Source organism: Natrinema gelatinilyticum, assembly GCF_024266705.1.
GTDB lineage: Archaea > Halobacteriota > Halobacteria > Halobacteriales > Natrialbaceae > Natrinema > Natrinema gelatinilyticum.
Map to the genome: position 1 here is coordinate 2,927,440 of NZ_CP100756.1, position 18,021 is coordinate 2,945,460.

The window sequence follows — 18,021 nt, forward strand, 5'->3', positions numbered from 1 at the left end:
TCGGGGACGGGCGCCGCCGACACGACATTACCGAATGATGGGGGATACACCACCGGACGACGCTGACGAGACCGACGGTGATCGAGGAGTCGAAGCGACGGACAGCGACCTCGCGGCGCGGGAACGCGTGTTGCGGGACCGCGAGGAGCCGTACGTCCGTGCGACCGTCGTCCGGCGCGAGCCGCCGGTGTCGGCGAACGTCGGCGACCGCGCGCTCGTCACGGCAGACGGTGACCTCCACGGCTGGGTCGGCGGCGCCGCCTGCGCGCAATCGCGCGTCGTCGAGGTCGCTCGAGCGGCCATCGCCGACGGCGAGCCACGGCTACTGGGGCTCGCGCCCGACACCGACGACGTCGATCGCCCCGGCCTCGAGGCCTATCCTATGCTGTGCCACAGCGAGGGTGTCCTCGAGATATTCGTCGACCCCGTGATCCCGGCGACGCGGTTGCTCGTTGTCGGCGGCTCGCCGATCGCTCGGTCGCTGGCCCGGCTGGCGCAGGAACTCGACCTCGAGGTGACCGTTGTCGACCCTGACGCCGACGGAGACGAGTTCCCGGCGGGGACGACCGTCCTGTCGACGCTCGAGCCTGCCGAGATCGCAGACGCGGTCGGCGCGGGCCCGTTTGTGGTCGCGGCCTCGATGGGCGAGTACGACGCTTGCGGGGTCGCCGCCGGCGTGCTCGCCGACGCGCCCTACGTCGGTCTCGTCGGGAGTGACAGCCGGGCCGCGGCGGTCATCGAGCGGGCCACCGGACTCGTCGACTGCGACCCCAAGACGATCCGCGAAGCGGTCACGAACCCCGCAGGGGTCGACGTCGCGGCGTCGTCGGGCCCCGAGATCGCGGTGAGCCTGCTGGCCGAACTGATCGACGTGCGGGCCGAGACCGAGACCGTCGTCGCGTCCGGCTCGAGCAGCGAAGCCGCTGGTGAGACGGCCGACGATGAGCCAGATGGGACCGCCGCGGCGACCGACGCCCCCGCGGAGCCGGCGACCGACCCGGTCTGTGGCATGACCGTCGAGCCGGCGGACGCGCCGAGCGTCACCCACGACGGGACGACCTACTATTTCTGTTGTCCCGGCTGCGCAGACTCGTTCGAGAACGACCCTGAGGAGTACCTCGAGTCCGCGGACAGCGGGGTGACGGAGCGAGCATGACGAACGAGACGCCGGTGACGCCGGTCGAACCGTTGACCGAAGCGGCGATCCGGGAGCGGTTCGACCGCCAGCAGTACGTCGCCGACGACCGCGTGGTCACGACCGTTTACCTGGCACTGCAACTCGGCCGTCCCCTCCTCGTGGAGGGGCCGCCCGGCAGTGGCAAGACCGAACTCGGTAAGGTCCTCGCGGAGGGGTTCGACACGAAGCTGATTCGGTTGCAGTGCTACGAGGGCCTGACCGCCGAGAACGCCCTCTACGAGTGGAACTACACGAAACAGCTACTCGCTGTGCAGTCCGACGAGGGAACGGTCGCCGGCGGTTCTGCGGGGGCCGTTAACAGACAGACCGACGCCGAGCACGGTGATCGATCCCAGTCCGTCTTTGACGACGAGTTCCTGCTCGAGCGTCCCCTGTTGCGCGCGCTCACCGCCGGCGAGAACCGCTCGCCAGTGCTGTTGATCGACGAGATCGATCGCGCCGACGAGGCTTTCGAGGCCTTTCTGCTCGAACTCCTCTCGGACTACCAGGTGTCGATTCCGGAGCTGGGGACGGTCAGCGCCGAGCACCGGCCGATTGTCGTTCTCACGTCGAACCGGACCCGCGGGCTCAGCGACGCACTCAAGCGTCGCTGCCTCTACCTGCACGTCGAGCCGCCCTCGTTCGAGATGGAGTACGAGATCATCTCGCGAAAGGTGCCCGAACTCGACGCGGCGATCGCTGCCGAGGTCTGCGCCGTCGTTGAGCGGCTCCGCGAGAAGTCGTTCCTCAAGCGTCCCGGCGTCGCCGAGACGCTCGACTGGGCGCGGGCAGTCGCCGCGCTCCGGACCGACGACCGGGACCGGCCGCTCTCGACCGACGAGATCGAGCGGACGATCGGCTGTCTCCTCAAGGAGGTCGAGGACGTCTCCCGGATCGACACCGAGTTGCTCGAGCAGTTACGGGCGGCCGCGGCCGACGCCGACGCGCGAGTCGAGACCGAACCATGACGCCGAATCCCGACGCCAAGCGGCGCGAGCACGACCACCGAGCCGACACCGGGCGATGCGACGACTATCGCCGAGCCGACGGCGGTCGTCGCAGTCGACGGGAGCTCGAACGGCCGACCGCCAGCGGTGTGCCGGACTTCGAGGCTGCTCGGACGAGCGTGCTGACGGAAATCGTGCGCTTCGTCGGGCGGCTCCGCCGAGAGGGTGTGACGGTCGCGGCCGACGGCACGCTCGAGGCGGCGAGGGCGCTCGCCGTGGTCGGACTCGCAGACCGGACGCCTGTCGCGGACGCGCTCCGGTCGACCCTGCTTACCGAGGCCGGCGATCGCGAGATCTTCGACGCGGAGTTTCCGACCTTCTGGCATCGGTTGCGGACCGGACTCGATCGAATCGCGACCCACGAGGGGAGCCGCTCCACCGACGGTGACGGCCCCGAGAGAGGGCCCGCCGCGGACCTCGAGGCCGACGACGGAACGGCGGTCCCGTCGATCGACGACGAGGCACCGACGCCCGACTCGAGCGACGGATCGAGCGACGTCGACGTCCTGATCGCGACCGGCCGGCGCCACGCCACCGGCGAGCGAGCGGTCGACGACGGCGAGGAGGCCGCGCGCCGGTACAGCGCCGTAGGGGGGCGCCAGCCGGTCGAAGCTGACGACGCGTCGCTGTCGGCCGGCGACGACACGGCGATCGATCGGTTCGCCGCCGCGCTCGCGACGATTCCGGGCCGGCGCACTCGGGCGTGCCCGGACGGCGACCGCGTCGATGCGCGCCGGGCGCTCCGCGCGAGCCTCGGGACTGGCGGAACGGCGATGAAACTACCCGCTTGCGATCCAGTGCCGACCGAACTCCGGTGTTGTCTGTTGATCGACGTTAGCGGTTCCGTCCTCGATACGGTCGACCGCGACGCGCTACTGGCCGTCGCTGAACGGCTCCAGGAGCGCGCGCGGGCGGCTTCGGTCTTCCTGTTCGACACCGACCTCGTCGACGCCACTATGGAGTTCGAGCGCGCTGGCGGGGATCCGGCCGGTGCCCTCCGCGAGGCCGAGATCGAGTGGGGCGGCGGGACGCGGATCGGCGATGCGTTCGAGACGCTACGGCGGCGTCACCCCCACGCGGTGGACCGCCGGACCGTCGTCGTCGTGGTCAGCGACGGCCTCGACGTCGGCGACCCGGCGACTCTGGAGGACGGGATCACCTGGCTGGCCCGCCGGGCCGACGCGGTCGTCTGGCTCAATCCGCTGGCCGTCTCGCCGGCGTACGAGCCCCGATCGCGGGGGATGGCGACCTGTCTCCCGTACGTCGACGGCCTGTTCGGCTTCGCGACGCCGCTGGACCTCACTGCCGCTGCGCGCCAACTCGAACGCCGCGGGATCGACGGTCCAGTCGGCTACGAACACGACCCGCGACGGATCGCGGCCGAAGACGGGGGTGATCCCGAATGACCGATCCGATCCTCCCCGCGGTCGTCGACCGCCTGCGGACCCGCGGCGCGCTCGAGGGAACGACGGTCGACCGCGTGACCGTCGGCGATACGGCGGTTCTCGTCGAACTGGTGGATACCGACGGTGACGCGACGCCGCGGAACCGACGCACCGCCGGTCTCGCCCACCGCCCCTCCGGGGACGGCGAGGCGGCGACCGAACTCGAGAAGATGTCCAACGCGGTCGATCTCGAGACACTCCTGGCGTGGGCGACGCAGATGGATTCCGAGTCGGGGACGGGTCCGCTCGAGGCCGCGATCGGCGTCGGCGCGGTCAACGCGCTGGCGGCCCCGTTCGTCGACTGGACCGTTGGCGATCCGATGGCACTGCTGGACCCCGCCACTGAGACAGTCGCGACGGTGGGGCTCTTCCGGCCAGCGTTCCGAAAGTTCGCCGACGTCGACGTCCGCGTCGTCGAACGGCGAGCCGTTGAGCCCGTGTCGGCTCCCGAGGGGGTCCGAGTTACCGCGTTCCGACCGGACGAAGCGACTGCGGCGATGGCCGGCGCAGCCGTCGTCTTCGTCACCGGTTCGACCCTCATCTACGGCGGACTCGAGCGCTATCTTTCGGCCGCACCGGCGTCGGCGACGGTTGTTCTGATCGGCGCGACGGCGTCTATCCTCCCGGGACCTGCTTTCGACGCCGGGATCGACGTCGTCGCCGGCGCGGCGGTGACGGACCGCAAGCGCGTCCGCGAGGCCGTTCGGACCGGCGCGTGCGGGACCGACCTGCACGATGCAGGCGTTCGCAAGGTCTACTTGGTGGCCGATCGAGAGACGAGAGGGGTCGGGGGATTGCGGGGGATGGGCGGCAGCGGGAAGAACCGCGGCGGAGCGACCGACGACGACCTGATCCGAACCAATGACACGAAGTAACTGGAGCGTTCCCGAGACCGAGGTAGTACAGCGAATTCACGGGCGACTCGACGCGGCCGGAACCGACGTGCTAGCGACGATCGTCGACGTCGAGGGCAACGCCTACCGGCGACCGGGCGCGAAGATGCTCCTCGACGAGGCCGGCGAAGGCGTCGGCTCCATCACTGCCGGCTGCCTCGAGGACGACCTGCTTGCGGTGGCCGAGTCGGTCCGCGAGGCCGGTCGACCGGAGTTGATTACCTACGACCTGATGGAGGACGACGAGGACGTCTGGGGGCTGGGCGTCGGCTGCAACGGGATCATCGACGTCCTGCTGGAGCCGCTGACTGAGACCTATCGCCCAGCCGTCGAGGCGTTCGACGAGGGGCGGGATGTCGCCGTCCTCACCGTCCTCGAGGGTGGGATCGGCCCGCTCGAGCGGGGAGACCGCGCGTACTACCGCCCCGACGAAGGGAGTCTCTCACGCCCGGACGGCGACCCGGCGACTGACTGGCCGGCCGACCTCTCGACTCTCGCGGCCGATCTGGCAGGCCGTGGCCAGGCCGACGTCCTCGAGATCGGAGCAGGCGAGGACCGCCTCGAGGTCTTCGTCGACGGCCTTGCGGCCTCGACAGGTCTGGTCATCTTTGGGTCGGGCCACGACGTGGGGCCGGTCACAGAACTGGCCGCGAAGAACGACTTCCGGGTCACCGTCGTCGGCTTTCGCGGGAGCGTCGACCTCGCCGAGCGGTTCCCCGACGCCGACCGAACGCTGACGACCTCGCCGGGGGCCATCGACGACGCGGTCGATCTCGACGAGCGTACCTACGCAGTCGTCATGACGCACAACTTCGTCGACGACCGGTTGACCATCGAGCGGTTGCTAGACTCGCCGGTCCCCTACGTCGGCCTGATGGGGCCCCGCGAACGATTCGAGGAGATGCTCGAGGCGTTCGAGAATGAGGGGCAGACGTTCGACGAGGAGACGCTCTCGTCGCTATATACGCCGATCGGGTTGGATCTCGGGGGCGGCTCTCCCTACCAGATCGCCCACAGCATCGTCGCAGAGGTGCTGGCGGTGTCGAAAGACCGGACACCGCGGCACCTGCGGCGCCGCGAGGGATACATCCACGACCGCGTGACCGTCGAACCGAAGGGGGACGTCCCGCCGCAGTAGCGCGGTCCTCACCTGTCGGCCGCTTGTCTCTCGCCGTTCGCCATCGGCAGCACGTCGTTTTGCCCGGTTGTTCGGGTCTCAAGTGGCACTCAATCGATGTGACAATTACCGGTCTCACAGGGTTGAATTACTACAGCTGTACGTAATTTCGATAATCCGGACCATCAAAGATTTATAGCGGCCTGTTGGACCGTCTAACAGATGATACCGATCGACGACTCTCCGATCGTTCGCGATGGCAAGTCACTGATTTTAGCGATGGACCACGGGCTCGAGCACGGCCCCGTCGACTTCAAAGACGTCCAGAAGAAGCTCGATCCGTCGACGGTCTTCGAGACGGCGACCCACGACGCCGTCACTGCGATGGCAGTTCAAAAGGGGATCGCAGAGGGGTACTATCCGAGCTACGAGGACGACGTCAACCTGCTGATGAAGCTGAACGGAACGTCGAACCTCTGGATGGGCGAACCCGACTCGGCGGTCAACTGTTCAATCGACTACGCCGTCGACGTCGGTGCCGACGCCGTCGGCTTCACCGTTTACGGGGGGTCGAACCACGAAATCGAGATGGTCGAAGAGTTCCGTGACGCACACGAACAGGCCCGCGAACACGGCCTCCCCGTCGTCATGTGGTCGTACCCACGTGGGCAGGGAGTGAAAAACGACACTAAGCCGAGCACCATCTCCTACGCCTCGCGGCTGGCGCTCGAACTCGGTGCCGACATCGCGAAGGTCAAATATCCTGGGAGCAAGGACGCCATGGCCCACGCAGTCACGTCCGCGGGCGATATGAAAGTCGTCATGAGTGGCGGCTCCAAAACGTCCGACTACGAGTTCCTCTCACAGGTGGAAGCCGTCATCGACGCCGGCGCGAGCGGGCTCGCGGTCGGGCGCAACGTGTGGCAGCGCGAGGACCCCACCCGGATCCTCGACGCGCTCGAGCTCGTCATCTACGAGGGAGAAACCGCTGACGCGGCACTCGAGGCGACCGAATAGGAATGACGGTCGCCGATCCCGATCCGGTCGACGACGTCGTCGCCACGATCGCCCGCTCGGCGGCCGAGATCCGCCAGGGACTGGTCGGTCGCCGGGGGAAAGCCGACGAGGAGAACCCCAGCGGCGAGACACAGGCCGAGGCCGACGTCTGGGCCGACGAACTGCTCGCCAACCGGCTGTCGTCGATCGACGGCGTCGGCGAGTACGCGAGCGAAGAACGGTCCGAGATCATCGATACCGGCGACGAACGGGTCTACGTCGCCGTCGATCCCCTCGACGGCTCGTCGAACCTAAAATCGAACAACACGATGGGGACGGTGTTTGGTATCTACGACGAACCGCTCCCCGCGCCGGGCTCTGCGCTCGTCGCGTCCGGCTGGGTCCTTTACGGCCCGATTACGACGATGGCGTACGCCCGGGACGGCTCGGTCACGAAGTACGAACTTACCAGCGGCGAGCGAACGGTCGTCGAGGAAGACGTCACTCTGCCCGACGATCCACTCGTCTACGGCTTCGGCGGCCGGGTTCCCCACTGGCACGACGACTTTCGGGAGTACGTCCGCGAGATTGAGTCGAACCCCGATCACAAACTCCGGTACGGCGGTGCGATGATCGGCGACGTCAACCAGGTGCTGACCTACGGCGGAATCTTCGCCTACCCCGCCCTCAAGGACGACCTCCGTGGAAAACTCCGCCTGCAGTTCGAGGGGAACCCGATCGCGTACCTCATCGAAGCGGCCGGCGGTCGCTCCTCCGACGGGAGTCAGTCGATACTCGAGGTCGAACCGACCGACCTCCACGACAGGGTGCCGCTACACGTCGGCAACACCGAGTTGATCGATCGGCTCGAGGACGCGCTCTAGTGAGCGACGGCCGCGAATCAGTCTTCGTGTTCCGCGACCGTCAGGACCGTCTTCACCGCGACGTTCGACGGCCGAAATCGAATCGATATCGGTCGCGAGCAGGAACTCGGTGTACTCCGGAATCGTCGAGGGTACCTCCGCCACAAGATTCCAACCGGACGGCCGTGGCGGTGAGCCTCCTCGGCGTTATCGAGCGCATCACTGACTCGTCGGTCTCGTCGAACAGCGGCGCGAGTTTCTCCGAGTTGCGATCCACGCCGAGAGTAAGCTGTGTGAGGTCGTTCGATCCGATGGAGAAACCGTCGAACAACTCCGAGGGCTGATCCGCGAGCACGATGTTCGCGGGCAGTTCCGCCATCACGTGACCCCGAGGCGGTTCACGTGGTTCGAGACGCTTCGCGTCTCGTCATCACGCGAGACCGTCGTTCTCGCAGACCTCGCGGAACGTCGCTCCGCTCAGTCACGAAAATCTCCGATTTTCGAACGACCCAGAGGCACTCGGCCTGCTCCGCCGGTAGAACACGGGGCCATCTTCGCGATTCCCGTCCGAAGGGTGTCGATGAACCGCGTTTCCTCGTCCCGCTTGAGCAACTCGAGCGGGTGGGAGCCGACGTGAGAGGTGACGATGAACTCCTCGCGGGCCAGGCCGACGCCGTCGACGGGGTGGGTCGCGAGCGCGAACGCCCGACCGGGATCGCCGAGGATCAGTTTGATGTTGGTGTCGGTCTCGGGAAGGTCGCCCACGGTCTCCTCGATGTCGCAGTCGTAGGCCGACGCGGTCGTCGTGAACCCGGGCGGGACCGGGACGTCGAGGTCCGTCATTCGGACTACGCGCACGGCGATAAGTGAGTAACGACGGACGGCACTGGCCCCCAAGATTATCCCGCTGCGTCTGGGAGAGAGCCGTGCCATGCAGGACGTCCACGCCCAACTGGAGGGGGACATCGCCATGGTCGAGGCGCTGCCGGTGTTCATCGCGTACAACGCGAACGTCGACGCGATCGTTCGCGTCGACGAGGAACTGGAATCCTTCCTCGATCGACCGGCCGATCCTGGGGCGGACGTCCACCCGAGTCCGTTAGAGTCGAAACGAGAGCTCGCGGCGGCGATAACACACACGATGGCGGCCGGCCAGGGCGACGAGATCGCAATGACCGATTCGTTCGCGACGATCATCGAGTCCGAACTCCACCCAGACAGTCAGCAGATGGGCGGCCAGGCGGGGATCATGACCAACCTGCTCACCGCGCTGAGGACGGTGCCGATCACGTACACGTACCTGATTTCTGAGCGACAGTTGTCGATGTTCGAACACCCCGAGAATGTTCGGTATCCGACCGTCGAGGACGGCCAGGTGAGCTACGTCCCATTGCCCGAGGCCGTCAACACGGATCGAACGAAGATCAACTGGGTGTTCGAGTTCAGGGAGGGCGACCAACTCTTCGGCGTGACTGCGACGGAAGACGCCCGCTTCATCGCCGCCTCGAGACCACCGGAATTCGACCTGACTGCCGGCGAACTCGACGAGGCGATCAACCAGGTCGGCGAGGACGTCGACGGAGCCCTCCTCGCGGGGTATCACAACCTCACGCCCGACCACGTGGAGGACGGGTACGAGGAAACGCACCGCCACGCACGCGAGGTCATCCACCGACTCCGGTCGGGGAGCGACGTCGATGTCCACATCGAGTACGCAGTCACCCACAACGCTGACCTCAGGGAGAGCATGTGCGAGTGGATCTTACCGGAAGCGGACGTCGTGGGTACCGATACGCACGAGCTGACGATGCTCCACGACGACGCGAGCCTGGAGGTCGTGGCGGACCCACCGTCGGAGGCGACGCCGTTCGAACCGAACGAGATACTTGATCACTACCGGATGCTCGAGGCGGTTCGCGAGGAACTCGGCGTCGACTGCGTTCAGTTACACGCCATGGAGTATCACCTCGCCGTCATGGCGTCGTACCACTCGCCAACGGCCATTCGACGGGGGCTCGAGTTCGCCGCCGTCAACGCAGCGGCCAAAGCGGCCCGCGGGGAGATCACGTCGCCCGACGACCTCGAGACCGGGTTGGAGTACGAACCCTCGGCGATGGGCCGCGAGGCGATCGAACTGTTGGCGGATCACCTCGACGAGACGGCCGAGGGAGGGGTCCTCGAGACCCCCAGGGTCGCCGCCTGCCCCAATCGCATCGTCGACGAGCCGGCGGGCACGGTCGGCATCGGCGACATCGTCTCATCATCGAGTTTTATCCTGGCACTCGCCGTGGTCGACGACCGGTAGTCGGCGACGGCATCACGGCGGCTCGGCACTCACCGGCACGCAAAACACCGGTACCTCTGCCTGACGGACGACGTTTTCGGTGACGCTCCCGAGGAACCACTGTCCGATCCCCGTCCGGCCGTGGGTTCCCATGACGATCATGTCGACGTCGTGCTCGGTCGCGTACGAGGTGATCTCGACCACTGGGGAGCCGGTCACGATCGATCCGGAGACGCTCACGTCAGCCTCCTCGCCGCGCTCTCGTACTGCGTCGACTACGTCTTCGCCCCTCTCCTCGAGGGCTTCGAGGAGTTCGTCGCGCTCTGGTACGTCGTCCAACGGACTCGTGTCGATCGAGTAGAGCGTGTGGACCGACGACTCGAGTCGGACCGCCAGTGCGATTCCCCACTCGGTCGCGATCGCCGCTCCGTCGCTGCCGTCCGTGGGCAAGAGCAGTCGGTCGAAGGGGACGTCGTCGATCTTGGTTTCGACGGCGTTCGGGGGGACGGCGAGGACAGGTGTCCGTGCCGTTCGGAGAACGTTCTCGGTCACACTGCCGAGGAAGACCCTGTCGAGCCCCGTGCTGCCTTTCGTCCCCATCGCGATGACGTCGATCTCACGCCGGTTGGCATACTCCCTGATCGACTGGAACGGGGTTCCCTCCCTGACCCTCGTCGTGACGTCGAGGTCATCGTCGTGATCCGCGGCCAGCCCCGCGATTTCCTCGACCGCTTCCTTGGCCTTCACCTCGAGCGATGGATGTTCTAACTTGTCGAAATCCGCCGCCGAGATTCGGGATTCGACGACCGACAGGACGTGGAGGTTTGCATCCGTCTGCGACGCGAGCGCGATCCCGCGTTTTGCACCTGCGAGCGCCCCATCGCTGCCGTCGGTCGGTATCAGTACCGATTCGATGAACCGGCTCATTGGAGAGTCCCCTATTGCTTCATCGGCTCAGCGGTTAATTGTGTAGGGGTGGTCGGCCGGTAGGCCTTGGTGTCAGTTGTCATATTCCAGTATCTCGACGAAAATCTCGAGGAGATCTACGAGTTGACGAGGGAGCAAGAAACGTTTGCGAACGTGTTCACGGGCGTTCACGCCGAACTGAGTTCGGCACTCGTCGTCCTCGAGGAGCGTGACGATCCGATCGCTGGCGGCCGCCGCGTCGTCCGGCTCGACGAGGTAGCCGTTCCGGCCGTCCTCGATCTGCAGTGGGATCCCGCCGACCGTCGATCCGACGACTGGCGTACGCTTCCAGAGTGCCTCCGAGACGACGAGTCCGAACCCCTCGCGCAAGGATTTCTGGACGACGACGTCCGACAGTCGCTGGAGGGCATTCACCGTCGTGTCCGGGAGATCCGCCAGGACGTGGACGTCCGGATCGTCGACTGCCTCGTCGGCGACCTGCTCATACAGCCTCAGCCCCTCCGGATCGTCGCCGGCCATCCCACCAGCAAGCGCTAGCTGAAGTTCCGGGACGTTCCTCTGAGCACTGCGATACGCCTCGAGCGTTCCGAACTGATCCTTCCAGGGATCGAAGCGCGACACCTGCGTTACGACCGGCGCGTCGAACGAGAGCGGATCGAGTCGGTCCCGTTCGGTCGCTAGCTCCTCCTCGTCGAGCGATCGGTTCTTCTCCGTTACCGGATCGATCGACGGGTAGACGATGCTCGTCTTCGGAACGTCGATCGCCGCCGCGTACGCAGAGCGGCTGAAAATTCCGTGATCGATCCGATCCGCGTACGCCGACAGGAACGCGCGGTACTCGTCGACCGGGTCAGAGAGATCGACGTGACACCGCCAGACGATCGGCGCGTCCGGCAGCCGTTCCTCGAGTCGCTCGAGCATGCCGAGTGGCTGTGGATCGTGAGCGACGACGAGATCGTATTCGTCCTCGATCTCGGCCGCGTTCCGTGCTGTCTCCTCGCGATAGGTTGCTTTCATCTCGTCGGTCAACGGCTCGCCGTTCCCCTGGAGGCCGTTGTGAACCGCCTTCGTGACCTCGAAGAAGTCGTCGTCGGCGTCCATGACGAGCCAGTCAGTGTCGATACCGAGGTCGTTGCAGACCGGCACGATCGAACGGAGCAGTTCCGCGACCCCGCCGCCGGTCGCCGTCGAACTGACGTGGAGGATCTGGACGTCTGAAAGCGCCTCGGCGAGCGAACGAAGTCGCTCGAGACGGTCGCGTTCCGTCACGGAGGCGTATGCGTCGATCGATCGGTCCGGTACCACGGGTGCGTGCATCGTTCGCACCCGTTTGGACGACGACGACGCTCGTATCAGTTGGGGATGCCTGCGGATCGAAACAGTAGTTAGAAATCCTTCAATTCCCAATTAATGATGTGTAGGGAAGAACAAATTTACCCGGACGTGGAGACTTCCGACCATGAGATTAGATACCAACAGTGGCGGTTCGGGGCTCGATGACACCGTCGACCGGTTCTGCCTCGGTGGCATCGTCGGGAAACGCTTCTTACGGGCCGGCGGCCACACTGTGGGCTACGACGTCGCGGATACCTCGCTCTTCGACCACCAGCGAGGCAACCATTGGGGTGACCTCGAGCGCATCCTCGAGGCCCATCGCAACCAGTTGCACCTCCCGCCCGGTCTCGCCTACGAGGCCGACTGCTTCTCGGTTGTCGACAGCGGCGACACCGCCCGCGCCGTCGAACTGTACGATTTCGACGAGGACGACTTCTCGCGCATCACGATCACCGGCGGGACATACGTTCACGCGCTCACCGGCGATCCGCTCGTCGGTGTCGACGTACTCGAAGCCTCTCACTGAGATGACTGGACCCACCACAGCCGTTGTCCTGGCTGGCGGCTACGCGACCCGACTGTGGCCGATCACGAGGCATCGACCCAAGATGTTCCTTCCGCTCGGAGAGACCACCGTTATCGATCGGATCTACGCCCAACTCGAAGGCGTCGATCGGATCGACGAGGTCTACGTGAGCACGAACGAACGGTTCGCCGCCAACTTCGAGGACCATCTCGAGGATGCCCCGTACGACAAGCCCCGCCTGTCCGTCGAGGAAACGGCACACCAGGACGAGAAGTTCGGCGTCGTCGGCGCACTCGAGCAGTTGATCGACCGGGAGGGGCTCGACGAGGATCTGCTGGTGATCGCGGGGGACAACCTTTTCGACTTCGCCATCGAGGACTTCCTCCACTATTTCGACCGACGGGACGGGCCGGCGATCGCCGCCTACGACGTCGGCTCCCGGGAGCGGGCAACGTCCTATGGCGTGATCGAACTGGACGACGAGCGCATCGTCGACTTTCAGGAAAAGCCCGCCGATCCGGAGAGTTCCCTCGTCTCGATCGGCTGCTACGCGTTCCCCGAGGAAACGCTGTCGCTGTTCACCCCGTACCTCGAAGCGGGGAACGATCCGGACGAACCCGGCTGGTTCGTCCAGTGGCTCCAGGACCGGGAATCGACCTACGCCTACACCTTCGAAACCGCGTGGTTCGACATCGGTACCAGGAGGAGTTATCTCGATGCCGTTTCATGGTACCTCGACGGCGAGTCCCACGTCGCCGATTCGGCGACCGTTCGGGAGAGCGCCGTGGGCGACGACGTCCATGTGATGCCGGGCGCGACCCTCGTCGACGCCGACGTCGAACGGTCGGTGATCTTCCCGGACGTGGAACTCGAGTCTACGACCGTTTGCGACTCTATCGTCGACGAGGGAGCCAGCATCTGCGGGTTCGACCTTGAGCGCGCCCTGATCGGTGCCCACACTCGAATTCCCGACGACCGATGAGGGCTAAGGCCCCCAGTCCGTCTCCTGCGGAACGGTTCGTACGCTCCACTGTCGGCGGTCGTCAACGCTCACCAGCCGCTCGTGATCGACACGTAGACGCCGACGCCGAGCAGCAGTACTCCGTAAAACGCCCACTGCGGCCAGCCGGTCTCGAGAAAGAGCAGCGTCAGTAACAGGACCCACAGCGAGACGAGGAGCAGGTCGCCGAGGAGTCGGATGCTGCCGTTCATGAGCGCGGCGAAGACGCTCCGGTCGGACTCGACGTCGGATCGGGAGGAACGGGTGGAATCGTTACTCATGTGGGATCGGCGGCTGATTTCCGGTCTGCTGGTGAGTGCGGTTCATTCGGTCGGTCGGACGGTGGTCAGAAGTGGTAGCCATGTTCCTCAGTCAATCGATACGCGCCGACGCCCCAGACGTAGCTCTGACCGGGCCACCACGTGCGAGCGTTGTTGAAGCCCGCAACGAGGACGTCGCGGTCACTGCCCTCGGGATCGCGGTGGTAGCTCACGGAACCGCTATCGCCGTCAGTCAGGTCCATCTCGCCGCCCCAGCGAAGCTGGCCGCGGCGACAGAAGTTCTCCGTAAAGCAGGTAACCGCGTCGACGCCCTGTATCTTCCCGGTCGTGTGTCCGCTCAACGCGCCGACCTTCTCGAGTTTTTCGTCGCGGGCGGCGAGATCGGCGAGCCCGAATTTGGTGAACTGGCCGCGCACACGGGGTTGAGATGGCGCGTCGATCCTGCTGGCGGGCTCGATCCGGCCGCCCGGTTCGACGACGGCCACGTCCTCGACTGGGTGATAGCGGGCGACGGTCCCGAGTTCGATCACGTCGGCGTCCTTCCGTGGGAGGACCAGTGATCCGCCGCGCGGGTCGTGATTCTCCCTGAACGCGTGTTCTGCGGTGACGAAGAACGCGCGCTCGCCGTCGGGGTGGTAGAGCGCCGGACCGAGCGTCGACAGGCTCGTATCGGTCTCACAGGCAACACCGCTGGGGACGCGTCCGTTCTCGATGGCGGTTGCGAACCGCGGTTCCCAGTAGTCGCCACCGTCCCGAAAATTGTCGATTTCGATGATCGTCTTGACGTCGATATCGATACCTTCCGCGAGTTCCGCGAGCATTTCGCCGGCCGAGTGGCCCTCGCTCGAGACGCCGACGGAGACCGTGGCGGACCCGCTCTCGTGACTGCCGGGAACGACCGCGCTGCCGAAATAGCCGGTAAAGGCGACCCGTGCCAGTCGTCTGTTCACTTCGAAGGCCTTCTCGACGGCCGCGTACCATTCGGCGGGAACGTACGTCTTCTGTTCCCGAATCGACCAGGGATCGTCGGGATCCTTCCGTGAGAGGGCCGTCACGATGGGAACCTCGCCGTCGTCTGCCGCGAGGAAATCGTCGACGCGGAGCCAGTTCGCCATTCCGATCGCGTAGCCGCCGCTGACAATGGTTCGAAGGAACTCTCGCCGATCCATTCCCGTCTCCACGCGCTCGCGAAGCGTTGCGAGTCGCTGCACGAGCCTCTCTGTGTGTGGCATCTCGGCCGGACCTCGAGACTGGTATTCGGTCGCTGCTGTCCCCGTTCTGCCACCGTATTTGTTCACGGACACAGGATCGGTAACCGTGGAAACGAACGGCGAAATTGACGAAAGGGATTCTGCCTGCAACTGCCGTTTTTCTCCCGCTCATTACTATCAGTAGAATTGACCTCTTCGGTGCTCGAGAATGGGTTGTCGTGGCGCCGATTCCGATCCCTGATATAATGACTGTACGACTGAACGCAAGCGTTCGTGTCACGCGGCCATTCAGTACAGTTCGTCTCCGTGGTGGTGACCACGGAGGCAGTATGCACTCTCGATCGATGCGCGCCGCGACCGCGAAAACGCGTCCACCTCATCCATCGCGGTGATCTTCGACGATCAGTGGCGATCGATGCGGCGCGATCCGGTCTTTCCTCTCTTCGGACGTCTCTCCGATCATCGATGGTCCGAAACCAATCCGCTCGAACGATCGAGCGCCAGGGAAAACGGTATTTGGTCGCCCCACACAGACAGGAGCATGCGAGTTCGTATCGCGGCTGGTGCGGCCGACGAGGAAGCTGCGGCGATTGCGGCCGCCCTCGCCAATCACGTCGGGGAGACGGTCGAGGTGTTCGTTGGCCAGGAGACGAAGCCGACGGCAGTTCACGACACGTCACTCGAGCAGGACAGGCGGGTCGACGTCGATTCGAACGCGGGTGACGAATCCGCCGACGGTGGTGCCGACATCGAACTCGGGCCGACGGACAGGGAACGGCGACTCAGAGAGGAGATCGACGACATTCACGCGGGCGGACCAGAGAAGTACAAGGATCAACTCGCCGACGAAGGCAAGCTCTTCGTTCGCGATCGACTCGAGCTGTGGTTTTCTGATTCGGATACCGCGCTGCACTTCGAAGACGGAACGTTCGCGGCGTTCGACGAGTGGCATCCGCGCGGTACGGACACCGAGTCGGCGGACGACGGCGATAGGCTCCCAGCGGACGGCCTCATCACGGCTGCAGCCACGTTCGAGGGACGCGACGTTCACGTGATGGCCAACGACTACACCGTCAAGCGGGGGAGTATGGCCGCGAAGGGCGTCGAAAAGTTCCTCCGGATGCAACAGCGCGCCCTGAAAACGGGAAAACCGGTGTTCTATCTGATGGATTCCTCCGGCGGCCGAATCGACCAGCAGACGGGTTTTTTCGCGAATCGTGAAGGGATCGGGAAGTACTACTACAACCATTCGATGCTCTCCGGGCGGGTTCCCCAGATCTGCGTCCTTTACGGGCCGTGTATCGCCGGCGCGGCGTACACTCCCGTCTTCGCCGATTTCACCGTCATGGTTGAGGGGATGTCCGCGATGGCAATCGCCTCCCCGCGAATGGTGCGGATGGTCACCGGCGAGGAGATCGACCTTCAGGAACTCGGCGGACCGCAGGTCCACGCACGGGAATCTGGATCGGCTGATCTGGTCGCCTCCGACGAGGAACACGCACGCGAACTCGTGGCGCAGTTGATTACCTACCTGCCCGACAACGCCGACGAAAAGCCGCCGACGAGCGAATCGAAGCCGCCCGCAAACTCCCCCACCGAGATCGACGGCATCATCCCGGACGAACCAAACCGCGGATACGATATGCTCGACGTCGTCGAACGACTCATCGACGAGGGGTCACTCCTCGAGTTACGACCAGATTACGGGACGGAGATTGTCACCGCCTACGCGCGGATCGACGGGCGTCCGGTCGGCATCGTCGCCAACCAGCCGACCCAGCGCGCTGGTGCGATTTTCCCCGACGCGGCCGAGAAAGCGGCGGAGTTCATCTGGAAATCTGACGCATTCAACATTCCGTTACTCTACCTCTGTGATACGCCGGGATTCATGGCCGGTTCGCAGGTCGAGAAGGACGGAATATTGGAGCAGGGCAAGAAAATGATCTACGCGACCTCCTCGGCGACGGTTCCGAAACAGACGGTCGTCGTCCGCAAAGCCTACGGGGCGGGAATCTACGCGATGGGCGGTCCCGCATACGATCCCGAGAGTGTCATCGGCCTTCCACCGGGTGAAATCGCGATTATGGGGCCAGAAGCGGCGATCAACGCCGTCTACGCCCGAAAGCTCGGCGCGATCGACGATCCCGACGAACGCGAGCGAATGGAGCGAGAACTCAGGGAGGAGTACCGCGAGGATATCGACGTCCACCGAATGGCGAGCGAAGTCGTCATCGACGAACTCGTCCCGCCGAGTTCGCTGCGCGACGAACTGGCCGCCCGGTTCGAGTTTTACGCCGACATCGAGAAATCGCTCCCGTCGAAGAAACACGGCACTGTACTCTAACTGCCTGCGGACTGCTCACTGCCAGTGGCGTTCTCCCGGACGACCGACTACTATCCCCGAACCGACTGACGCCGTCGGGTTCGAAGCGACTCGAGACCAGGTGGTCTCCCCGCGTTTGATGTCGCCGTCGAGTAATTACCACCATTTAACGGTGTCGTATCATCTCCTACGCCTGTCATAACAATACCCCGCGTGCCTGTACTCGTGGTTGCTCCCGGTGGCTCGACGCTCCGGTTCGACCCCGGTGGGGAGCCTATGAGTTCCGAGGGCGCGCTGTGGCGCCTCCGACCGATCGGCGACATCACATCTGTCGATCTAGAGCGACTGCTCTGGGCGGTCGTGGTTCTCGCGATGATCGCCGACATCGCGACGACGTTCGTCGGACTCCACCTGGGACTGTCCGAATCGAACCCGGCCGCCCGGGGAGCAATCGAGGGCTACGGCATCGCCGGGATGCTGGCCCTGAAGGGGTTCGCGATCGGTGTGGGGCTTGGCTGTCGTCTCCTCCTCGAGCGGCAGTATCGCCCCATCGTTCCAGCCGGACTCGCGGTTCCGTGGTTGCTCGCTGCGGTCCTGAACGTCTACACGATATCCGCGGTACTCTGAGTCGGACCG

Annotated in this window: 15 protein-coding genes and 2 pseudogenes; 12 read left to right on the plus strand and 5 right to left on the minus strand. The window is 65.2% G+C overall.

What is annotated here, in order from left to right:
- The first annotated feature begins 34 nt into the window (after window positions 1–34).
- The 7 genes from NJU76_RS14335 (at window position 35) to NJU76_RS14365 (ending at window position 7,519) form a co-directional block, all read left to right on the plus strand.
- Window positions 35–1,156 (plus strand): XdhC family protein, encoded by a 1,122-nt coding sequence (locus NJU76_RS14335; protein ID WP_254529826.1) that lies wholly within the window; start codon window positions 35–37, stop codon window positions 1,154–1,156.
- Window positions 1,153–2,145, plus strand: a complete 993-nt coding sequence (locus tag NJU76_RS14340) for an AAA family ATPase (protein WP_254529828.1) — start codon at window positions 1,153–1,155, stop codon at window positions 2,143–2,145. The genes NJU76_RS14335 and NJU76_RS14340 overlap by 4 nt, the downstream gene beginning before the upstream one ends.
- Window positions 2,142–3,590: a VWA domain-containing protein gene (locus NJU76_RS14345; protein ID WP_254529830.1), complete on the plus strand. Its 1,449-nt coding sequence runs from the start codon at window positions 2,142–2,144 to the stop codon at window positions 3,588–3,590. The genes NJU76_RS14340 and NJU76_RS14345 overlap by 4 nt, the downstream gene beginning before the upstream one ends.
- Window positions 3,587–4,504 carry a Rossmann-like domain-containing protein gene (locus tag NJU76_RS14350; RefSeq protein WP_254529832.1) on the plus strand — a complete coding sequence of 306 codons (918 nt, stop codon included), beginning with the start codon at window positions 3,587–3,589 and terminating at the stop codon, window positions 4,502–4,504. Before NJU76_RS14345 ends, NJU76_RS14350 begins: the two co-directional genes overlap by 4 nt.
- On the plus strand, window positions 4,491–5,660 hold the full coding sequence (locus NJU76_RS14355; protein WP_254529834.1) for an XdhC family protein: 1,170 nt from the start codon (window positions 4,491–4,493) through the stop codon (window positions 5,658–5,660). The genes NJU76_RS14350 and NJU76_RS14355 overlap by 14 nt, the downstream gene beginning before the upstream one ends.
- Window positions 5,661–5,861: 201 nt before the next feature.
- On the plus strand, window positions 5,862–6,656 hold the full coding sequence (locus tag NJU76_RS14360; protein ID WP_254529836.1) for a class I fructose-bisphosphate aldolase: 795 nt from the start codon (window positions 5,862–5,864) through the stop codon (window positions 6,654–6,656).
- Window positions 6,657–6,658: 2 nt separating this feature from the next.
- Window positions 6,659–7,519, plus strand: a complete 861-nt coding sequence (locus NJU76_RS14365; RefSeq protein ID WP_254529839.1) for a class 1 fructose-bisphosphatase — start codon at window positions 6,659–6,661, stop codon at window positions 7,517–7,519.
- A 17-nt stretch (window positions 7,520–7,536) separates the two neighbouring features.
- On the opposite strand, the pseudogene NJU76_RS27065 reads toward NJU76_RS14365, so the two are convergent.
- A pseudogene (locus NJU76_RS27065) lies at window positions 7,537–8,272 on the minus strand (putative PEP-binding protein); the annotation flags it as partial.
- Between the two features lie 157 nt (window positions 8,273–8,429).
- Here NJU76_RS27065 and NJU76_RS14380 point away from each other — a divergent pair.
- Window positions 8,430–9,803, plus strand: a complete 1,374-nt coding sequence (locus NJU76_RS14380) for an ADP-dependent glucokinase/phosphofructokinase (protein WP_254529844.1) — start codon at window positions 8,430–8,432, stop codon at window positions 9,801–9,803.
- Between the two features lie 12 nt (window positions 9,804–9,815).
- Here NJU76_RS14380 and NJU76_RS14385 read toward each other — a convergent pair whose 3' ends face one another.
- Window positions 9,816–10,709 carry a universal stress protein gene (locus NJU76_RS14385; RefSeq protein ID WP_254529846.1) on the minus strand — a complete coding sequence of 298 codons (894 nt, stop codon included), beginning with the start codon at window positions 10,707–10,709 and terminating at the stop codon, window positions 9,816–9,818.
- Between the two features lie 72 nt (window positions 10,710–10,781).
- Complete coding sequence (locus NJU76_RS14390; RefSeq protein WP_254529848.1) at window positions 10,782–12,026, minus strand: glycosyltransferase; 1,245 nt, start codon at window positions 12,024–12,026, stop codon at window positions 10,782–10,784.
- Between the two features lie 175 nt (window positions 12,027–12,201).
- Here NJU76_RS14390 and NJU76_RS14395 point away from each other — a divergent pair.
- Window positions 12,202–12,570: pseudogene (locus NJU76_RS14395) on the plus strand (phosphoglycerate kinase); the annotation flags it as partial.
- A 1-nt stretch (window position 12,571) separates the two neighbouring features.
- Window positions 12,572–13,552, plus strand: coding sequence for a nucleotidyltransferase family protein (locus tag NJU76_RS14400; protein WP_254529850.1), 981 nt, complete (start codon window positions 12,572–12,574; stop codon window positions 13,550–13,552).
- Window positions 13,553–13,620: 68 nt separating this feature from the next.
- Here the strand turns inward: NJU76_RS14400 and NJU76_RS14405 are convergent, their stop codons facing one another.
- A complete protein-coding gene (locus tag NJU76_RS14405) occupies window positions 13,621–13,851 on the minus strand; it encodes a DUF8119 family protein (protein WP_254529852.1) in 231 nt (76 codons plus the stop codon).
- A 65-nt stretch (window positions 13,852–13,916) separates the two neighbouring features.
- Window positions 13,917–15,083, minus strand: a complete 1,167-nt coding sequence (locus tag NJU76_RS14410) for a hypothetical protein (protein ID WP_254529854.1) — start codon at window positions 15,081–15,083, stop codon at window positions 13,917–13,919.
- A 520-nt stretch (window positions 15,084–15,603) separates the two neighbouring features.
- Here NJU76_RS14410 and NJU76_RS14415 point away from each other — a divergent pair.
- Both NJU76_RS14415 and NJU76_RS14420 read left to right on the plus strand, forming a co-directional pair.
- Window positions 15,604–17,406 carry an acyl-CoA carboxylase subunit beta gene (locus NJU76_RS14415; protein WP_254529856.1) on the plus strand — a complete coding sequence of 601 codons (1,803 nt, stop codon included), beginning with the start codon at window positions 15,604–15,606 and terminating at the stop codon, window positions 17,404–17,406.
- Between the two features lie 255 nt (window positions 17,407–17,661).
- Window positions 17,662–18,012 carry a DUF5658 family protein gene (locus NJU76_RS14420; protein WP_254529858.1) on the plus strand — a complete coding sequence of 117 codons (351 nt, stop codon included), beginning with the start codon at window positions 17,662–17,664 and terminating at the stop codon, window positions 18,010–18,012.
- Window positions 18,013–18,021: the final 9 nt, after the last annotated feature.

Coding starts and splice junctions, on each gene's coding strand:
- NJU76_RS14335 (WP_254529826.1), top strand. CDS start 35: ATGATGGGGGATACACCACCGGACGACGCTGACGAGACCGACGGTGAT.
- NJU76_RS14340 (WP_254529828.1), top strand. CDS start 1,153: ATGACGAACGAGACGCCGGTGACGCCGGTCGAACCGTTGACCGAAGCG.
- NJU76_RS14345 (WP_254529830.1), top strand. CDS start 2,142: ATGACGCCGAATCCCGACGCCAAGCGGCGCGAGCACGACCACCGAGCC.
- NJU76_RS14350 (WP_254529832.1), top strand. CDS start 3,587: ATGACCGATCCGATCCTCCCCGCGGTCGTCGACCGCCTGCGGACCCGC.
- NJU76_RS14355 (WP_254529834.1), top strand. CDS start 4,491: ATGACACGAAGTAACTGGAGCGTTCCCGAGACCGAGGTAGTACAGCGA.
- NJU76_RS14360 (WP_254529836.1), top strand. CDS start 5,862: ATGATACCGATCGACGACTCTCCGATCGTTCGCGATGGCAAGTCACTG.
- NJU76_RS14365 (WP_254529839.1), top strand. CDS start 6,659: ATGACGGTCGCCGATCCCGATCCGGTCGACGACGTCGTCGCCACGATC.
- NJU76_RS14380 (WP_254529844.1), top strand. CDS start 8,430: ATGCAGGACGTCCACGCCCAACTGGAGGGGGACATCGCCATGGTCGAG.
- NJU76_RS14385 (WP_254529846.1), bottom strand. CDS start 10,709: ATGAGCCGGTTCATCGAATCGGTACTGATACCGACCGACGGCAGCGAT.
- NJU76_RS14390 (WP_254529848.1), bottom strand. CDS start 12,026: ATGCACGCACCCGTGGTACCGGACCGATCGATCGACGCATACGCCTCC.
- NJU76_RS14400 (WP_254529850.1), top strand. CDS start 12,572: ATGACTGGACCCACCACAGCCGTTGTCCTGGCTGGCGGCTACGCGACC.
- NJU76_RS14405 (WP_254529852.1), bottom strand. CDS start 13,851: ATGAGTAACGATTCCACCCGTTCCTCCCGATCCGACGTCGAGTCCGAC.
- NJU76_RS14410 (WP_254529854.1), bottom strand. CDS start 15,083: ATGCCACACACAGAGAGGCTCGTGCAGCGACTCGCAACGCTTCGCGAG.
- NJU76_RS14415 (WP_254529856.1), top strand. CDS start 15,604: ATGCGAGTTCGTATCGCGGCTGGTGCGGCCGACGAGGAAGCTGCGGCG.
- NJU76_RS14420 (WP_254529858.1), top strand. CDS start 17,662: ATGAGTTCCGAGGGCGCGCTGTGGCGCCTCCGACCGATCGGCGACATC.